General features: G+C 69.3%; 14 protein-coding genes. All 14 read right to left on the reverse strand.

Translation table 11 applies throughout. The features are described 5' to 3' along the window. On the reverse strand, window positions 1-1,476 hold the full coding sequence (locus tag VGD32_RS05030) for an aminotransferase class I/II-fold pyridoxal phosphate-dependent enzyme (RefSeq protein WP_331030807.1): 1,476 nt from the start codon (window positions 1,474-1,476) through the stop codon (window positions 1-3). Next, complete coding sequence (locus VGD32_RS05035) at window positions 1,473-2,093, reverse strand: acetyltransferase (protein ID WP_331030808.1); 621 nt, start codon at window positions 2,091-2,093, stop codon at window positions 1,473-1,475. Before VGD32_RS05035 ends, VGD32_RS05030 begins: the two co-directional genes overlap by 4 nt. Window position 2,094: 1 nt before the next feature. Beyond that, window positions 2,095-3,225, reverse strand: coding sequence for a UDP-N-acetylglucosamine 2-epimerase (gene neuC, locus VGD32_RS05040; protein WP_331030809.1), 1,131 nt, complete (start codon window positions 3,223-3,225; stop codon window positions 2,095-2,097). 2 nt (window positions 3,226-3,227) lie between these two features. After that, window positions 3,228-4,274, reverse strand: coding sequence for an N-acetylneuraminate synthase (gene neuB / locus VGD32_RS05045; protein WP_331030810.1), 1,047 nt, complete (start codon window positions 4,272-4,274; stop codon window positions 3,228-3,230). 57 nt (window positions 4,275-4,331) lie between these two features. Next, window positions 4,332-5,258, reverse strand: coding sequence for an NAD-dependent epimerase/dehydratase family protein (locus VGD32_RS05050; RefSeq protein WP_331030811.1), 927 nt, complete (start codon window positions 5,256-5,258; stop codon window positions 4,332-4,334). Then, a complete protein-coding gene (locus VGD32_RS05055; protein ID WP_331030812.1) occupies window positions 5,248-7,251 on the reverse strand; it encodes an acyltransferase family protein in 2,004 nt (667 codons plus the stop codon). Before VGD32_RS05055 ends, VGD32_RS05050 begins: the two co-directional genes overlap by 11 nt. Then, on the reverse strand, window positions 7,251-8,582 hold the full coding sequence (locus VGD32_RS05060; RefSeq protein WP_331030813.1) for an oligosaccharide repeat unit polymerase: 1,332 nt from the start codon (window positions 8,580-8,582) through the stop codon (window positions 7,251-7,253). Before VGD32_RS05060 ends, VGD32_RS05055 begins: the two co-directional genes overlap by 1 nt. 40 nt (window positions 8,583-8,622) lie before the next feature. After that, window positions 8,623-9,735: a hypothetical protein gene (locus VGD32_RS05065; protein WP_331030814.1), complete on the reverse strand. Its 1,113-nt coding sequence runs from the start codon at window positions 9,733-9,735 to the stop codon at window positions 8,623-8,625. A gap of 243 nt (window positions 9,736-9,978) precedes the next feature. After that, window positions 9,979-11,418 (reverse strand): hypothetical protein, encoded by a 1,440-nt coding sequence (locus VGD32_RS05070; protein ID WP_331030815.1) that lies wholly within the window; start codon window positions 11,416-11,418, stop codon window positions 9,979-9,981. Further along, window positions 11,415-12,653: a hypothetical protein gene (locus VGD32_RS05075; RefSeq protein WP_331030816.1), complete on the reverse strand. Its 1,239-nt coding sequence runs from the start codon at window positions 12,651-12,653 to the stop codon at window positions 11,415-11,417. The genes VGD32_RS05070 and VGD32_RS05075 overlap by 4 nt, the downstream gene beginning before the upstream one ends. Continuing rightward, window positions 12,650-13,450, reverse strand: coding sequence for an SDR family oxidoreductase (locus VGD32_RS05080; RefSeq protein ID WP_331030817.1), 801 nt, complete (start codon window positions 13,448-13,450; stop codon window positions 12,650-12,652). Before VGD32_RS05080 ends, VGD32_RS05075 begins: the two co-directional genes overlap by 4 nt. Continuing rightward, the gene (locus tag VGD32_RS05085) at window positions 13,450-14,862 is read right to left on the reverse strand and encodes a glutamate-1-semialdehyde 2,1-aminomutase (protein ID WP_331030818.1); all 1,413 of its coding nucleotides are present in this window, start codon (window positions 14,860-14,862) and stop codon (window positions 13,450-13,452) included. Before VGD32_RS05085 ends, VGD32_RS05080 begins: the two co-directional genes overlap by 1 nt. Window positions 14,863-14,875: 13 nt before the next feature. Beyond that, window positions 14,876-15,541, reverse strand: coding sequence for a hypothetical protein (locus VGD32_RS05090; protein ID WP_331030819.1), 666 nt, complete (start codon window positions 15,539-15,541; stop codon window positions 14,876-14,878). Further along, on the reverse strand, window positions 15,538-15,950 hold a 413-nt coding region (locus tag VGD32_RS05095), incomplete at its 5' end, for a sterol desaturase family protein (protein WP_331030820.1). The genes VGD32_RS05095 and VGD32_RS05090, both read right to left, overlap by 4 nt.

The following is a 15,950-nucleotide window of genomic DNA, read 5'->3' on the forward strand; positions in this document are numbered from 1 at the left end:
TCAGCGGCCCTTCAGGATGGCGCGCATGGCCTCGACCACGCGCGCGATCTCGGCCGCGCTCATGTTCGATCCCGACGGCATGCACAGCCCCTGATCGAAGATGCGGTCCGACACGGGCTCGTTGCCGTGGGCGAAGTGGCGGCAGTGGGCGAAGACCGGCTGCAGGTGCATCGGCTTCCACACCGGGCGGGCCTCGATCATCTCCTCGGCCAGGCGGCGGATCACCTCCGAGGCTGTGAAGCCGGTGATCCCGGGGTCGATCGTCAGGGCCGAGAGCCAGCGGTTCGAATAGCTCCAGTCCGGCTCCGGCTGCCATTCCAGCCCCTCGATATCGGCCAGACCGTCGCGGTAGGCCTCGTACACCGCGCGGCGCGCCACGACACGCTGCTCCAGCACCTGCAGCTGGCCCCGGCCCACCCCGGCCAGGATGTTCGACATGCGATAGTTGAAGCCGATCTGGCTGTGCTGGTAGTGCGGCGCCGGATCGCGGGCCTGGGTGGCGAGGAAGCGGGCCTGTTTGATCAGGTCCTCATCATCCGACACCAGCATGCCGCCGCCCGAGGTGGTGATGATCTTGTTGCCGTTGAAAGAGTAGACGCCCATCAGGCCGAAGACGCCCGAGGGCTTGCCCTTGTAGCGGGCGCCGAGGCTCTCGGCCGCGTCCTCGATGACCGGCACGCCGTGGCGTTCGCAGATGGCGTTGAGCGCGTCCATGTCGGCGCTCTGGCCATAAAGGTTGACCACAATCACCGCCTTCGGCAGCCAGCCCTCGGCCGTCGCCGCGTCGAAGGCCCGCTCAAGCGCCTGGGGCGACATGTTCCAGCTGCCCGGCTCGCTGTCGATGAAGACGGGTTCGCCGCCCTCGTAGACGATCGGATTGGCCGAGGCCGCGAACGTCAGCGTCGAGCAGAACACCCGGTCGCCGGGCTTCACGCCCAGGATGCGCACGGCCAGGTGGATCGCCGCGGTTCCGGACGAGACGGCGGCGGCGTGGCCGGCCCCGACCAGGTCGGCGATCTCGCGTTCGAAGGCGTCGACATTCGGACCGAGCGGCGCGATCCAGTTGGTGCGGAACGCCTCCTCGACATAGTGCAGCTCGGCCTCGCCCATGTGCGGCGTGGACAGCAGGATCGGCGCGCCGATGTCGCGACGGGCCAGCACCCGCACCACCCGGCCCTCGGCGTCGATCAGCGGCAGGTGGTTGATCTCGTGGCTGTCCATCAGGGCCAGGGCCGCCTTGCGGCTGACCTCCTCGGGAGCGGTGACCGAGTCCAGCGGCGGCAGGCTCTCCAGGGTGTCGCCCATCTCGGCCCCGGCCAGCAGCAGGCGGCGCAGGTCGCCGTCGGTCACCGTGCGCATCAGCCGGCCGGCGTCGTCCAGCAGCAACAGCATCTGCATGCCCGAGGCGTTGATGATCGCCATGGCGTCGCGGATGGTGCTGCCGGCCTTGGCGCTGAAGGTTTCGATATCGGTCATTCAGAGCCTCTCGGGACGGCGGGGACGCCGGTCCAGGTCTGGTGGGCGGCGACGTCGCGGGTCACGACCGCGCCGGCGCCGATGGTCACGCCGTCGCCGATGGAGAGGCCGGGAAGCACCACCGCGCCGGCGCCGATCAGGCACCGCTCGCCGACACGGACCCCGCCGCCCAGGCTGCAACCCGGCGCCAGATGGGTGAAGTCGCCGACCTCGCAGTCATGGTCGACGACCGCGCCGTGGTTGACGATCACGCCGCGCCCGATCCGCGCCGACGGCCCGACGACGGCCAGCGCGGCGACAAAGCTTCCCTCCGCGATCGAGGCGAACCGGGACACCTGGGCCGAGGGGTGGCGCACCGTCAGGGGCCGCCCGCCCGCCGCCCCGGCTTCGGCGTGCAGCCGGGCCCGGGCCCCGATGGCGCCGATGGCGATATGGAAGTCCTGCCCGGCGAGGGCCCCGACGATCTCCGGCGTCTCCACCCGCGCGCCCAGCAGGTCGCCGCCGGCTCGATCCGCGCGGCCGTCGCGGATGCGGATCGCGGACAGATCCTCGCCGCCCTCGAGCAGGGCGTCCAGCACGACCTTGCAGTGGCCCCCGGCCCCGATCAGGTGGATCATCTCAATACCCGTTGACCTTCATCAGAAGGGCCGCGTCGAGCGGCTCCGTCGCCAGCAGCCGGGCGATGCGCTCCCCGGCCCGGCCGTCGCCGTAGACGTTCTGCAACGGATAGCGGCCGTGGGCCAGCAACCGCGCGATCCCTTCCGAGATCGCCGCCGCCCCGGCCGGGACGTCGACCACATTGGCGTTGCGCTCGCGCAGATTCTGGCGCGGGCCGACGTTCAGCACCGGCGTGCCGAAGCTGGCCGCCTCGATGATCCCGGCGCTGGAGTTGCCGGCCATGAGGTCCGCCCGCGCCATGGCGGCGATGAAGGCGGGCCGGGCGAGGTGGGTGCGGACGGTCAGGCCGGGCGCGCCCTTCGCGTCCGACAGGGCGGCGCGCACGCCGTCGCTGCCGGCGTCTGCGTTGGGCATCAGGGCCAGCACCTGCATGCCCGCTCCGGTAAGGGCGGCGAGCAGGGCGCGCGCATCGTCAGCGGCCGTCGCCGCCTCCTGCAGCACCGGATGGTAGACCATCAGGGCGAACGGCCGCGCCGGGTCGAGGCCGTGCAGGCGCGCCACCTCCTCACGGTCGGGAAGGTCGCCGTCGGTCAGGCCGTCCAGCCCCGGGGCGCCTGTCACATGGATGCGGGTTGAATCCTCGCCCATGCGGATCAGCCGCTCGCGGGCCTCCGCCGTGGCCGCGAAATGCAGGTGGCTGAGCTTGGAGATGGCGTGGCGCACCGGCTCGTCGACGGTGCCCGAGCGCTCGCCGCCGTGGATGTGGGCGACAGGGATGTTGAGGTGGATGCCCGCCAGCGCCCCGGCCAGCATCTCGCCCCGGTCGCCCAGCAACAGGACCGCGTCGGGCCGCTCGCTTTCCAGCGTGTCGGTGAAGGCCCCCAGCATCGCGCCGATGTTGCGGACCATGGTCGCGCCGGTGGCCGGCTCGAGCGGCACGGGCACGCGGGCGGCGATCCTCAGCCCGCCGCCCGCGATCTCCTCGACCGTGTTGCCGTAGAAGGGCGACAGATGCATGCCCGTGGCGATCACCGACAGGTCCAGTTCCACATGGTCGCGGATCAGCTGGAGCGTCGACCGCATCAGGCCGAAGTCGGCCCGGGTGCCGCTGATGTAGCAGACCCGCCGCATGGTCAGGGCATCGCCTCGCCGGACAGGATGTCCCAGCTGAGCGGCTGGCCCGCTTCGACGTCGGCCTGCAGGGCGCGGCCGGGCAGGGTGTGGAAGAAGCGCGGCGCGATGCCGCTGGCCGGACGCAGCAGGATCAGGTCGCCCTCGGTCAGAATGTGTCCGGCCGGCAGGGCTCGCCGCGCCATCACCGACCGCCGGGCCACGGCGCGTACCGGGATTTCGGCCGCGGTCGGGGCCTTCACGGAAGATCCGAGCGCCGCCTCGACGTCGCGGATCTGGCGCACGAGATCGGTCAGCTGGGGCACGGTCAGCGAGGCGCGATGGTCGGGGCCGGGCAGGGTGGCGTCGAGGGTGAAATGCTTCTCGATCACCGTCGCGCCAAGGGCGACCGCCGCGGTCGACACCGCCAGCCCCAGGGTGTGGTCCGAATAGCCGATGGGCAGGCCGGTGACCTCGCCGATGGTTTTCATGGCGCGCAGGTTCACGTCGGACGGCGCGGCCGGATAGTTGGAGGTGCAGTGCAGGATGGTGACGACCTGCTCCAGCGGCGCGGTCAGGCCCTGCTTCGTCCGTGTATCCGCGATCACGGCGACGGCGTCGGTGATTTCCTCCATCGTGGCCATGCCGGTGGAGACGATCATCGGCCGGTCCAGCGCCGCGAGGTGGCGCAGGAAGGGATGGTTGACGATCTCGCCCGACGGCACCTTGATCCGCCGCATGCCGGCGCCGACCAGGAAGTCCGCGGCCTCCTCGTCGAAGGGGGTGGACATGAACTCCACGCCGACCTCGGCGCAGTGCGCGATCAGCCGGTGGTGCAGGTCCTCCGACATCTCCAGCGCCTTCAGCATCCCGTGCTGGTCGCCGTCGCCGGTCTCGCGCTTCTGGTAGTCGGCCTTCTCGGCCCCGGGAGCGGCGAGCTTGTCGGCCGAGAAGGTCTGGAATTTGACCGCGTCGGCGCCGGCGGCCTTCGCCGCATCGACCATGGCCAGCGCGCGGTCGGCGTCGCCGTTATGGTTCACGCCCGCCTCGGCGATGATGAAGACGCTCAAACCGACCCTCCGACGCGCGACCGCGGCGCTCCCGTTTCCTAGCCCATCCGCCCCGGCTCAGGTAGCCGCAGTTTGCCCCGGCGGCGTCCAGTCCAGCGTTCGCCGGGTGTGGTCGATGTCGACCTCGAGATCGCCGAACAGCTGGGCGGCCATGGCGCTCCTGCCGGCCAGCTTAAGCGGCAGGGCCAGCAGCGCCGGCGGGACCGGCAACAGGGCGATCGGGCGGCCTCTCGCCGTCGCCATCCGTTCCAGCAGGGTCCGCGTCGAGATCGGGTCGCCGTCGCTGACGAGGAAGGTCTCGCCCGCCGCCGCGGGATGATCCAGCACCACGTCGATCAGGTCGCACAGGGTCGGCAGCGAGACGAGGTCGCGCCGGTTCCGCGTCACCATCCCGAACGGCAGCGGCAGCCCCTTGCCGATGATCCGTTCCAGCGTCGCCAGATTGCCCTTGGGGTCCGGTCCGATGATCAGCGGCGGCCGGACGACGACCACCTCGAGCCCGGTCTCCGCCGAGATGGCGCGCAGCCCCTGTTCCGCCTCATGCTTGGACACGGCGTAGGGCGAATGCGGATGCGGCGGGTCGTCGTGCCGGAAGGGCGTTCCCCTCGTCTCCGCGCCGTTGACACCGATGCTGGAGATGAAGACGAACCGGCGCACGCCCGCCGCGGCGGCCTGCCTGGCGAGGGCCAGGGTCGCTTCGGTGTTGACGGCGCGGAACTCTGCCAGCGGATCGGTCGCCGTCTCCTTCAGCACATGGGCGCGGGCGGCGCAGTGGACGACGGCGCCAACGTCCCGGAGAGCCTGCGACCAGTCGGTTGCGTCGGACAGGTCGCCGACGAGGCCCGGCTCCACGCCGGCGGGCCAGCGGGCGGTCTCGCGACGGACGGCGGCGCGGACCTTGCGGCCGCGCGCGGCCAGATGCTCGACCACGGCCCGGCCAAGGAAGCCCGTCGCCCCCGTGACGAGAACGGGATCAGCCGGCATCGTCACGATCCGGCCCGGTCAGCGTCAGGCGTCCGGAGCGGATCTCCCTGTCGATGAAGCGCCGGGCTCCCGCGACGCTGAAGTGGTTGTCGTCGAAATACATGGAGGCCCCGTCGATCAGGGAAGCGCAGCGGACCCCGGTGCAGACCGCGTCCGCCGGATCGATCACGTCGACGCCCGGCATGCGGTCCAGCCGGTCCATCACCGAGCGGATGAAGGCGTTGCGTTGACGATGGAACTGCAGGGTCACGCCGGTCACCCGGTCGGGGTCGGTGGGATCGCCCTTGAAGGTGTAGCGCTCCACGTGGGTCGGCAGATCCGGGAAGGGGGCGACGATGTGGACCCGCTTTCCGGACGCGGTCAGCCGTTCGACGATGGCGGTCAGGCTCCGGGCGTAGCGGTCGCGCGCCTCGTCGGCCGGGAGGTCGGTGAGGAAGTTGGGCCGGGCGGACGGGAGGTGCGGATAGGATTTTGTCTGATCCCCGAACAGATAGAGGCTGTGTCGGTAGACGAGGATCACATCCGTGATGCTCTGGTCGCGGCTGAGCCAGTCCACCGCCTCGCGGGTCCAGCTGCTGCAGCCGGGAATGTCCGATTCGAATGTCAGCGCGGGTTGGCAGGCGCTGGAGGTCAGGTGCAGGACGCCCTGTCCGGCAGGGCGCAGCCGTTCGGCCAGGGCATAGGCGATCTCCACGCCGTGGCTGTCGCCCAACACCGCCCAGCGGACGTCGTCGTTGAAATAGCGGCAGGCCTTGTCCGGACTGGTGGCCTGGACCTCCCCGACGTGGCAGGCGCTGCGCAGGGGGCTCGGCGCCCCGGTGGCGGCCACGGCCAGGGTTTCCGCGCTGAACCGCCCGGGAAAGCCTTGCCGCACGTGCGCAGCCAGCCCGATCGCGATGAGCAGGGCCGAGCCGACGAAGAAGCCGGCGTACACCTGGCGGCGGGTGAAGCGGCGCCGATCACGGAACGGCGCCTCGACGAACCTGAGCGACAGCCAGGCGAGAACGAAGGTGAGGGCGATCAGCGCCGCATAGGCCGGCCAGCCGGTCTCCGTCAGCCCCTGCATCCGCGACAGGGCGTAGAGCGGCTGGTGCCAGAGATAGGCGCTGTAAGACATCAGGCCGACAAGCACGAAGCCGCGGCTGGCCAGTACCACGCCGGCGGGGGTGTCCGGCCGGGTCATCAGGATCAGCAGGGCCGTGCCCAGGACCGGGGGAATGGCGCTGACGCCCGGAAACAGGGTGGTGCTGTCGTAAACGAGGATCGGGACGACGATCATTGCCACCGCCGCCAGCTCGATCACCGGCGTGGCGAAGCGGATCCGGGCCAGGGCCGGCCGCCAGCTAGTCTCGTGAAGCGCGATGAAGACCCCGAACATCAGTTCCCAGGCCCGCATCGGCGTCATGAAGAAGGTCAGCATCTGGTCGCGCGGGGCGAAGTAGAGGCAGAGAGCCAGCGAAAGCAGCAGCGCGGCGCCCATCAGGCCGTTGAGCAGCTTCGGCCGCTTCCAGCCGGCGATCAGGGCCAGGAAGGGGAAGAAGACGTAGTACTGCTCCTCGACCGACAGGCTCCACATATGGGTGAGCGGGAACAGTTCGGCGTCGCCGCCGAAGTAGCCGCTCTTCAGCCAGAAGAAGACATTGGACGCGAAGGCGGTGGTGGCGACCAGGCTCTGGCCGTAGGTCTGCATGTGCTGCGGCGGCAGGATCGCCCAGGCCGCCGCTGTGGTGGCGATCAGGACGACGAACAGGGCCGGAAAGATTCGCCTGATCCGGCGCTCGTAGAAGCCGAGGAAGGAGAACCGCCTCTCCCGGACCTCTCTCAGGATGATCGACGAGATCAGATAGCCGCTGATGACGAAGAAGACGTCGACGCCGACATAGCCGCCGGTCGCCACCCCGAGATTGGTGTGGAACAGGATGACGGCGACCACCGCGATCGCGCGCAGCCCGTCGATTTCGGGTCGATACTGGCTTGCCGTTGTGCTTCCCATCAGGCGGGCCGGGCCCGCCTGTGAACGGGCGGCTGGACGGGAGCGCGAATGCGCACCTTCGCCGCAAGAAACGCCACGACCAACCAGAGATGGGTGACGAAGCCGTTCGAGAATCCGATCGGGGTGTTGATCAGGCTGAAGAAGATGCCGAGCGTGATGAACGGTCCCACCATCAGCCATCGGGGGTCCTTGCCCCGCTTGATCTCGCCGTAGACCTTCCCGGCGAGCCAACCCCAGATCAGGCAGGGAATGAGGCCGAAGAACTTGAAATCGACGAACAGCGAGCCAAAGGCCGAAGGCAGAAAGCCGTAGGTGTTCATGTGCAGGAGGACGGCGAAGCCATCGGCGATGAACTCGCCATTGATCCGGCGCATGAGCGCTGAGACCAGGTCCACGCCGTAGGCGCCCAACATCATCGGGCCGTCGTAGTCGGAGAACAGCGCGTTCGACATGACCAGGCCCTGGACCATGTACCAGGCGAAGATGAACACGAGATAGGTTCCGTCGGCCCCCAGCAGCCCGTAGTAGAGATCCGACATATGGCCGTTGAAGCTGACCCCCCAGGTCAGCTCCGCCACGCCGAACATGCCCTCGACGCCGCCCACGATGTCGGCGCGGGCGAAGAACACCTGAACGAAGTAGATCGCGGCGAGCACGCCGACCAGGGCGATGCCGGCCTTGCTGGCGGGGCCGAGCTTGAAGGCGCGCTGAGGCCGCCTCTGGCGGGCCGGCCGCCGGCCGTCCGGGAACACATGCCGCCGGATCAGATAGCCGAAGACCAGCATGAGGAAGGCGTAGAACAGCGGCGCCCGTCCGCCCATCGCAAGGGAGGTCAGGACCACGGGAAGCAACCCGAACGCACCCACCCGCCACAGAACCGGCTTGGGCCGGAAGCCGATCTCCCTGATGAGGTAGATATACCCCGCCGGGTAGGTGAGAAACGCGATCTGGAACCAGATGGTGCTTTCGGACTCGCCGCCCGCCAGCAGCGCCCCGGCGCGATCGGACCGCACCTGATAGGCCTCGGCGAGGTCAAACAGATTGCTCCCCTGAACGTCGAGGATCGACGCCAGTCCCGCGATCGCGGCCGCGGTGATCAGCACCCGGTCGGTCAGCCTCCAGTCGATGGCGATCGCCAGCGATCGCGGTTGTTGGAGTTGCGGACGCGAGGCGGCCAGGGCGCCGACGCAGAAGGTCCCGATGAACACCGCCAGGATCAGGAATCCGTAGAGCGTGAGGACACGGCCCTCCAGACGGAAAGGCAGGATGAGGAACACCGCGATGCAGACGATCCAGGTCAGCAGCATCAGGGCCGCAGGATGAAACTTCATGCCGGGCTTCCGATACGCGGCGAGGCGGCGAAGACGACCCTCATCCGATCACGCAGGTGATGACCCGGCGTTCTCCGGCCTCGACCATGCCGCCGCGGTGGATGCCCTTGGTGTCGAACAGGACGATCGAGCCGCGGCCGGCGGTGACCGCCCACAGGCCCTGGCCGATCTCCCGGCCCAGCGCCGAGTCGGGCGTCAGGTCGTTGCCGAAGGATCCCTTCTGACGAAGCTTGCGCGGCAGGGCGGCGAACCGGGCCCGCGCCCTGGCGTCGGTCCCGGCCAGGCCGTTCGAGTCGTTGGCTTCGCAGATCAGGTCGTCGAGCCGCCGGATCTTCATCCGGTTGGACCCGACGACATAGCTGAACGGGCCGTTCCGATCGCCGACGTCGGTCATGTAGATGATCGCCTTCAGGTCGCCGCCCGAAGCGTCGCGGTGGCAGTAGGCGGTGGGCGGCAGGGTCTTCAGCTCCGCGTCGGGGAAGATGTCGCGCCAGAAGGTGTCGGTGGTGTCGTTGATCTGCGGGTTGACGTCGACCAGCGTCGCCTTGCGTCCCAGATAGGCCGAGGCGACGTCGAAGATGCCCGCCTCCCTGAGCGTGGTTTCGATGGCGTCGAACAGCTCGCGCTGTTCCGCCCGGCTCGCCTGGCCGCGCGACTCCTCGAACTGGCGCTTGCCGTTCGAGCGGCCCCGACGGGCGGCCAGACGGTCGAACTCCACACGCGCCGCCTGTTCCAGCACGGCGAAACGGTCGCGGGGCATGGTGACGACGTGGATGCCGTGTTCGGCCATCTTGCCGGCGTCCGCCTCGGCGGCCGAGAGCTTGCGGCTGCGGGCGTCGCCGCTGACGATGTTGCGCAGCGCCGTCCCGGCGAAGCGCAGCCGCCCGGCCACCGACCTGTCGGCGCGGACGTCGTAGGGAATGAACTCGTATTTGATGGTCCGCTTGACCAGCAGCTTGGCCATGCTGATCGCGAAGATCAGGCCGGCTTCCAGCCGCGTCGCCAGCGACGCCCGGTCGATCAGCTCGCGATAGGCGTCATGGCGTTCGTACTCCACCAGCGCCGGTGTCCAGCCGATGTCCGCCACCGGCTGCACGCCGGATTCGGGTTCGACGGTCAGATAGCCGGAGGCTGCCATGGTGCGGATCCTCATCCCGGGTCCGACCCCGACGCGGCGGTCGTCCGGGGCCATCCCGGCGGCCCCGATCCGCGCGGCGAAATCGCGTGTTCACTAGCCAAATCGGCCTTCAAAGGTCAAGCAATCCGGCGCGGTCGCCCCGGCCCGGCAGCGGACGTCGAATCCCGTACCGGCATCCGTCGCAGGAGCGGCCGGTCGGCGGGGTGAACGCGAGCTGCTCGCCGGAGGTGACGGTGCGGCTGTTCATCCGTCGGGCTCTCAGTTCAGCGGCGATCCGTCATGCCGGCCGCCTCCGGGAGGCATGAACCGGCCGTGCCAGTCCTCGCCGTCCGGTCCCAGCGCGCGGATGCGCTCGCCGAGCCGGCGGCCCAGCTTGGCGGCGGCCGGGTTCGGCTGCGCCGGGTCGAAGCCACGGAACGAGAAGAAGTCGGCGTCGAAGCTGCCGCGCAGCAGATTGGCGATGATCCGGGCCTGGCGGTCGTGCAGGGAGGCGGGCGGCTTGCGCCCGGCCACCGTGGCCGCCAGCCGCTCCAGATCGGCCGTGTTGCGCAGCACCACGAAGTCCCCTCCGGTGACATAGTAGGCCTCGCCGCAGACCGAGACATTGCCGAGCAGTCCCGCCTGCAGCCCCAGCGTGCCCGTCGCCGTGACATTGACCCCGCAGCGCGCCAGCAGGGCGTTGCCGCTGACCTCGTAGGGGACGATGACGACATTGGGAAAGGCCTTGAGCCGGTCAAGCAATTCAGTCTGGCGGAAGCCGAACTGCAGCGGGTGATCCTTGACGATGATCTGGTAGCCGGCGGCCGTCAGCGCGCGGGCCGCCTCGACCAGCATGTCCTCGTGCCGCAGCAGGTCGAGGTCCTCGATCCAGTAGTCGATGGCGGCTTCGGGGAAGAGCTGCAGGCCGAACAGCACCCGGCGCTCCATCGGGAAGGCCTCCAGCTTCGCCTCCCAGTCCGGCTCGACCAGGCGGGTGATCCGCACGTCGCGCCATTTCGCCTTGTGTCCGAGGACGGGCTGGGCGTCGAGGTAGTGCAGGTTCAGCGGGTCGCGCCGCCACCACGAATACAGTTTGAAGAAGGCCGCCCGGGTGCGGAAATAGGCCAGTGTCCCCAGGAAGCGCGCCGGGGTGTAGGCGGCCTGGCCCTGGACATAGGCGGGGGTGAACAGCGGGTCGGCGATCTCATGGATCTTGGCCTCGACCAGGGCCGGCTCCGGGTCGGCCGCGGCGGTGATCAGCCGCCCGCGGTGCATCAGCATGCACATGTCGGGCAGGGCGCTGGCGGTGACCTCGAAATGCGGCACGCCGCGCTTGCGGGCGAGCCGGGCCAGGACGTCCTGGACGTAGCTGTCGATCGGGAAGCTGACCAGATAGTCCGGCGCCAGCGCCTCAAGCTGGGCTTCCATGGCGTCGGCGACCGCCAGCGCCATGGCGGCGGCCTTGCGCTTCGGCAGCCAGCGCAGCACGCGGCAGCGGGCGATGACGTCGTCGACCTCGGCCGCGGTCAGCAGCGGCGAGGCCTCATCTCTCGCCCCGTTGCGGGCCTTGAAGGCGGCGTAATAGTCGTCGGTGATCCAGCGGTCGCCCTCGCCGCGACGGTCGGTGAGCACCGTCACCCGGTCGAAGCCGAGGTTCCGGCCGACATGACGCCACCAGTCGTGGGTCCGGTGGATGGCGTAGATCAGGGCTGTCGTCATGCTTCCAGTCTTCGGACGGCCCGGCTGACCAGCAGCAGATAGAGGACCGAGGTGGTGATCGCGGCGTAAGCGGCGCCGTATACCCCGAACAGGCTGGTCAGGAGAACAAGCAGAACCGCCCCGACGGCGAAGGCGGCGCCCTGCGAGGTCAGGATATGCCGCTCGTCATGGCGGGCGTTGAGGATCAGGGCGTGGAAGTCCGCCGCCGCCCGCACCACGAATCCTACCAGCAGCAGCCCCATCAGCACGAGGCTCAGCTGGAATCGCCCGGACCACACCCCCTGCGTCAGCCGGTCCGCGGCCCAGGCCCCGAGCAGCAGCAGCGGCACTCCGACCAGGGTCTTTCCATACTCGCGCAGCACCCGCCGGCGCAGGTGCGGCACGCCCTCGACCCGCGCCTCGGCGAAGATGGCGGGGGTGATGCGGTTGAACGAGGCGATATTGAAGGCCTGGTAGGCGAAGGCGACCAGCAGCGTGTGGCGGAAATACAGGCCGGTCTGTTCGAAGCTCATCAGGCCGCCGACCGCGAGCCGGTCGAACTGCAGGATCAGGATGGCGATCAGGCCGATCAGGAAATGGGTCAGCGAAGCCTTGTGCTGCCCGAGGATGTCGGTGCGGAAGCTGAACGGCGCGCCCTTCCTGGTCGAGGCGTTCAGCCGGGCGAACTGCAGCGCCAGCCCCGCTGTGCAGGCGATGGCCCCGGAGGCCCACAGCTGCATCACGAAGGTCAGGTGGAAGGCCTCGCGGGCGAACAGCGCGTAGTACAGCACCACCGCCGCCAGCACGCTGTTCTTGACCGCCACCACGACCAGCATCGGATAGTAGCGGTGGTTGATCAGGGCGTACTGGTAGGCCTGGTTCGACAGGTGTTCGCCCAGCACGATGACCACGGCGAAGGCCAGGACGGCCCACCCCGGCTGGGCCCAGAGCGCCACGGCCGCCACGAACAGCGGGACCATCAGCATCCAGTTGAAGGCGAAGAATTTCAGCGCCTGGATGACATGGCGGTCGAACACCTCGTGCGGCTCGCCGGCCGAGCGGCGCTGGATGTCGATGTGGCGCTCGAAATTGAAGGCGAAGGCGAACAGGCCCACCAGGGTGGCGATCAGGCCGAACCGCCCCGCCTGGGCGATCTCCAGACCATAGGTCGCGGTCAGGACGAAGCCGGCGCGCGTCGCTACGTCGACCAGCTTCACCCCCACGAGGAAGAGGTCGCGGGTCCTCTGACTGGTCACCAGGCCGTCCACCCGCCGTCGACGGCCAGCACCTGGCCGGTGACATAGGACGAGGCGTCGCTGGCCAGGAACAGCAGCGGCGGGGCCATCTCCTCCGCCCGGGCCATGCGGCCCATGGGCGTGCGGGCGGAGTATTTCTGGTCGAACACGCCGTTCTGGCCGCTGGAGACGCCGCCCGGCACGAGGCAGTTCACCCGGATGCCCTTGTCGGCCCAGTGGGTCGCCAGCCATTTCGTCAGGCCGACGACGGCCGCCTTCGACGCGGAATAGACCGCCGGCGTGTTGATCGGTCCGCCCAGATAGTCCGAGCCTTCGTAGATGCGGTCGTCGGGTCCGACGAGGCCATAGATCGAGGCGGTCTGGATGATCCGGCCCGAGCCCGCCTTCAGCATCTCGCGCCCGACGGCCTGGGCCATCAGGAACATGCCGTCGATGTTGACCCCCATGACCTCGCGCCAGGTTTCGAGGCTGTAGGTCTCGAACGGTTCGAAGAAGGCCCGCACGTCGGCGGTCTTGGTGGCGGCGTTGTTGACCAGCACGTCGATCCGCCCGAACCGGGCCATGACGGCCTCGACGGCGGCCGTCACCGAGGCCGGATCGGAAACGTCGCAGCCGAAGCCCGCGGCCGCCTCGCCGATTTCAGCCGCGGCCGCCCCGGCGTCGCTCTCGCGCAGGTCCAGCACGGCGACCCGCGCCCCCGCGTCGACCAGCGCCCGGCAGAACACCCGGCCGAGAATGCCGGCGCCGCCGGTCACGACGGCGACCTGCCCGTCCAGTCGGGTGGGGGTGCGGTTCATCAGTTGTGGGTCCGGAAGACGGGCTTGATCGCCGGGCCGTTCAGCTGCGTCTCGACGCCGCTGTCGAGCGCCTGCCGGTAGACCGCCAGGGCGCCGTCGAAGGCCTCCAGCGTCATGGCCAGTTCCGGCTCGCCGTGGGCCTGCGAGATCGCCAGCCACGGCATCATCACCCCGCGCTTCAGCATCTCCTGCGCGAACAGGGTGCGCATCGGCAGGGAGGGCGCGCCCCCGGCGTCGCGGGTGACATAGTTGAGGGCGACGGCCGGGCCTTCCATGAACACATGGTCCTGCAGGCCGTGCCGCCCCGCCGCCTCGGCCAGCCCGGCCTTCAGCCTTGCGCCATAGGCCCACAGGTGGGCCGGCACGTCCTCGGCGGCGTTGATCCGCGTGGCTTCGACGAAGGCCCCCAGGGCCGGCATCTCGGCCCCGTGGGTCGAGGACAGCAGGAAGGTCCGCTCCATGCCCGGCTGGTCGATCGAGCCGACCTGCATGAACTCGCGCTTGCCGACCACCGCCGCCAGCGAGAAGCCGTTGGCCATGGCCTTTCCGTAGGTGGCCAGGTCCGCCTCGATCCCGAAGGTCGCCTGCGCCCCGCGCAGGTTCCAGCGGAAGCCGGTGATCATCTCGTCGAGGATGAACAGGGCCCCGTGGGCATGGGCCAGGTCGCGCACCTGGTGCAGGAAGCCGCCGGCGTAATGCTCCGGTCCGTGGTGCGGCTCGGGCGACAGGCCGGGCGTCCCGTCGGCCATATGCGGCCAGATATGCGTCGCCGGTTCCAGCATCACCGCAGCGATCTGGTCGGGATACTGGTCGAAGAGGGCCTTCAGCGACGCCATGTCATTGTAGTCGAACACCAGCGTGGTCGCCGCCTGATCGGCCAGGGTGCCGCGCTTGATGGCGGTCACGCCGATGAACCAGTCGTCAAACGAGAAGAACGGATGCTGGCGCGGCACGCAGACGTAGCGCCGTCCGGTATAGGCGCGGGCGATCTTGACCGCCGCGGTGGTCACGTTGGAGCCGTTCTTGCCGAACTTGACCATCTCCGCGCAGGGGATCAGGTCGCAGATCAGTTCGGCCGCCTCGAGTTCGATCTCGGTGGCGCGCGTCAGGTTCACGCCGTTCTCGATCTGGCGGATGGCGGCGGCGTTCACCCGGTCGTCGGCATAGCCGATGGTCACCGCCCTCAGCGCCATGCCGTAGTCGAGGTAGCGGTTGCCGTGGGTGTCCCAGACATAGGCGCCCTTGCCGCGGGCCAGCACCGGCGGCGCGATCGACGGGAACTGGTCGTCGCCGCGCGAATAGGTGTGGGCCCCGCCGGGGATCACCCGGTGCAGCCGGGCGCGCAGGGCCGCGAAATCGGCTTCCTCGTTGCTTGGGCGGGCATCGGTCGGCATCAGCGGTTCGGTCGTCATCGGGAGAGGGTCCTCACACCCGCCACAGCGGGTAGGGCTTGTCCTGGCGTTTCAGCGTCGCGGTCTTCGGGCCGCCTATGTAGAGCGTATGGTCAGGCAGGTCGCGGTCCAGCACCAGAGACTCCGTGGCGATCTGGCAATGATCGCCGATGGTGCAGGCGCCGAGCACGGCGCTGCCGGGTCTGAGCGTCACGTGCCGGCCGAAGGTGGGGTAGACGTCGTTGTTGGAGCCGACGCCGCAGCGCTGATAGGCCACGAAGAAGTCGCTGTAGTTTCCGCGCCCCAGCACCGTGCCGAGCGGATGAACCAGCAGGAAGACCGACGGCAGCTCGACCTCGTAGAAGGCGTCGACCCCGTGCAGCGCCTTGTTCAGCAGGAACAGCTTTGAGCAGGTCCCGGCGGGGCCGCCCTGCCGGTGCAGCTCGTTCGCCAGCAGGTACAGCCACATGGCGTACTGGTCGCCGTGCAGGTGGCTGAACACCGCCTGCTCCCCGTCGAAGAAATACTTGTTGGCCACATGGCTGAAGCAGTGTTCGAGCCGGGGCAGGGCCGCCCCTACGGCGGGCCGCAGATCGCCCCCGGCGACCGGGTCCGGGTCGGGGAACATGGCGTTGACCTGGGCCGCGGCGTAGGCGGCGAGTCCCGGAGCGTCGAGGCTGGAACGCAGGCGCAGGGTCATGCCGCAATCTCCACCTTGGTCGCCGGCCCGGCCTGACGCCTGCCCCGCGCGAGCTTCCAGAGGCCGTGGATCGGGGCGATCTGGCCGTAGAGGAAACCTTGCGGAATGGCCTCGTGCGCGAGGCCGTAGCTGAGCGGCCCGTCGCCCCGGCGGGCGTAGGTCCCGAACAGGTGGTCCCAGAAGGCGAACGCCGCGGCAAAATTTCGATCGATATGTTCGGGGGCGTTCGAGTGGTGGGTTCCGTGGAAGCTGGGCGACACGATCAGCCAGCCCAGGGGACCGTAGCTCCAGTTCAATCCTGAGTGCTCGAGGCACGAACGCAGCACCACGATCAGGTAGAGCACCAGAGGCAGGGCTGCCGAACCGGCGATGACGCCGATCGGAAACAGCACCACGAGGTCGAGGAGGC

It is taken from the genome of Brevundimonas sp., from assembly GCF_036402095.1.
Classification (GTDB): Bacteria; Pseudomonadota; Alphaproteobacteria; order Caulobacterales; family Caulobacteraceae; genus Brevundimonas.

Excerpts from the sequence above, each read along its gene's own strand:
- VGD32_RS05030 (WP_331030807.1), bottom strand. The coding sequence starts at position 1,476 with ATGACCGATATCGAAACCTTCAGCGCCAAGGCCGGCAGCACCATCCGC.
- VGD32_RS05035 (WP_331030808.1), bottom strand. The coding sequence starts at position 2,093 with ATGATCCACCTGATCGGGGCCGGGGGCCACTGCAAGGTCGTGCTGGAC.
- neuC (WP_331030809.1), bottom strand. The coding sequence starts at position 3,225 with ATGCGGCGGGTCTGCTACATCAGCGGCACCCGGGCCGACTTCGGCCTG.
- VGD32_RS05050 (WP_331030811.1), bottom strand. The coding sequence starts at position 5,258 with ATGCCGGCTGATCCCGTTCTCGTCACGGGGGCGACGGGCTTCCTTGGC.
- VGD32_RS05055 (WP_331030812.1), bottom strand. The coding sequence starts at position 7,251 with ATGGGAAGCACAACGGCAAGCCAGTATCGACCCGAAATCGACGGGCTG.
- VGD32_RS05060 (WP_331030813.1), bottom strand. The coding sequence starts at position 8,582 with ATGAAGTTTCATCCTGCGGCCCTGATGCTGCTGACCTGGATCGTCTGC.
- VGD32_RS05065 (WP_331030814.1), bottom strand. The coding sequence starts at position 9,735 with ATGAGGATCCGCACCATGGCAGCCTCCGGCTATCTGACCGTCGAACCC.
- VGD32_RS05070 (WP_331030815.1), bottom strand. The coding sequence starts at position 11,418 with ATGACGACAGCCCTGATCTACGCCATCCACCGGACCCACGACTGGTGG.
- VGD32_RS05080 (WP_331030817.1), bottom strand. The coding sequence starts at position 13,450 with ATGAACCGCACCCCCACCCGACTGGACGGGCAGGTCGCCGTCGTGACC.
- VGD32_RS05085 (WP_331030818.1), bottom strand. The coding sequence starts at position 14,862 with ATGACGACCGAACCGCTGATGCCGACCGATGCCCGCCCAAGCAACGAG.
- VGD32_RS05090 (WP_331030819.1), bottom strand. The coding sequence starts at position 15,541 with ATGACCCTGCGCCTGCGTTCCAGCCTCGACGCTCCGGGACTCGCCGCC.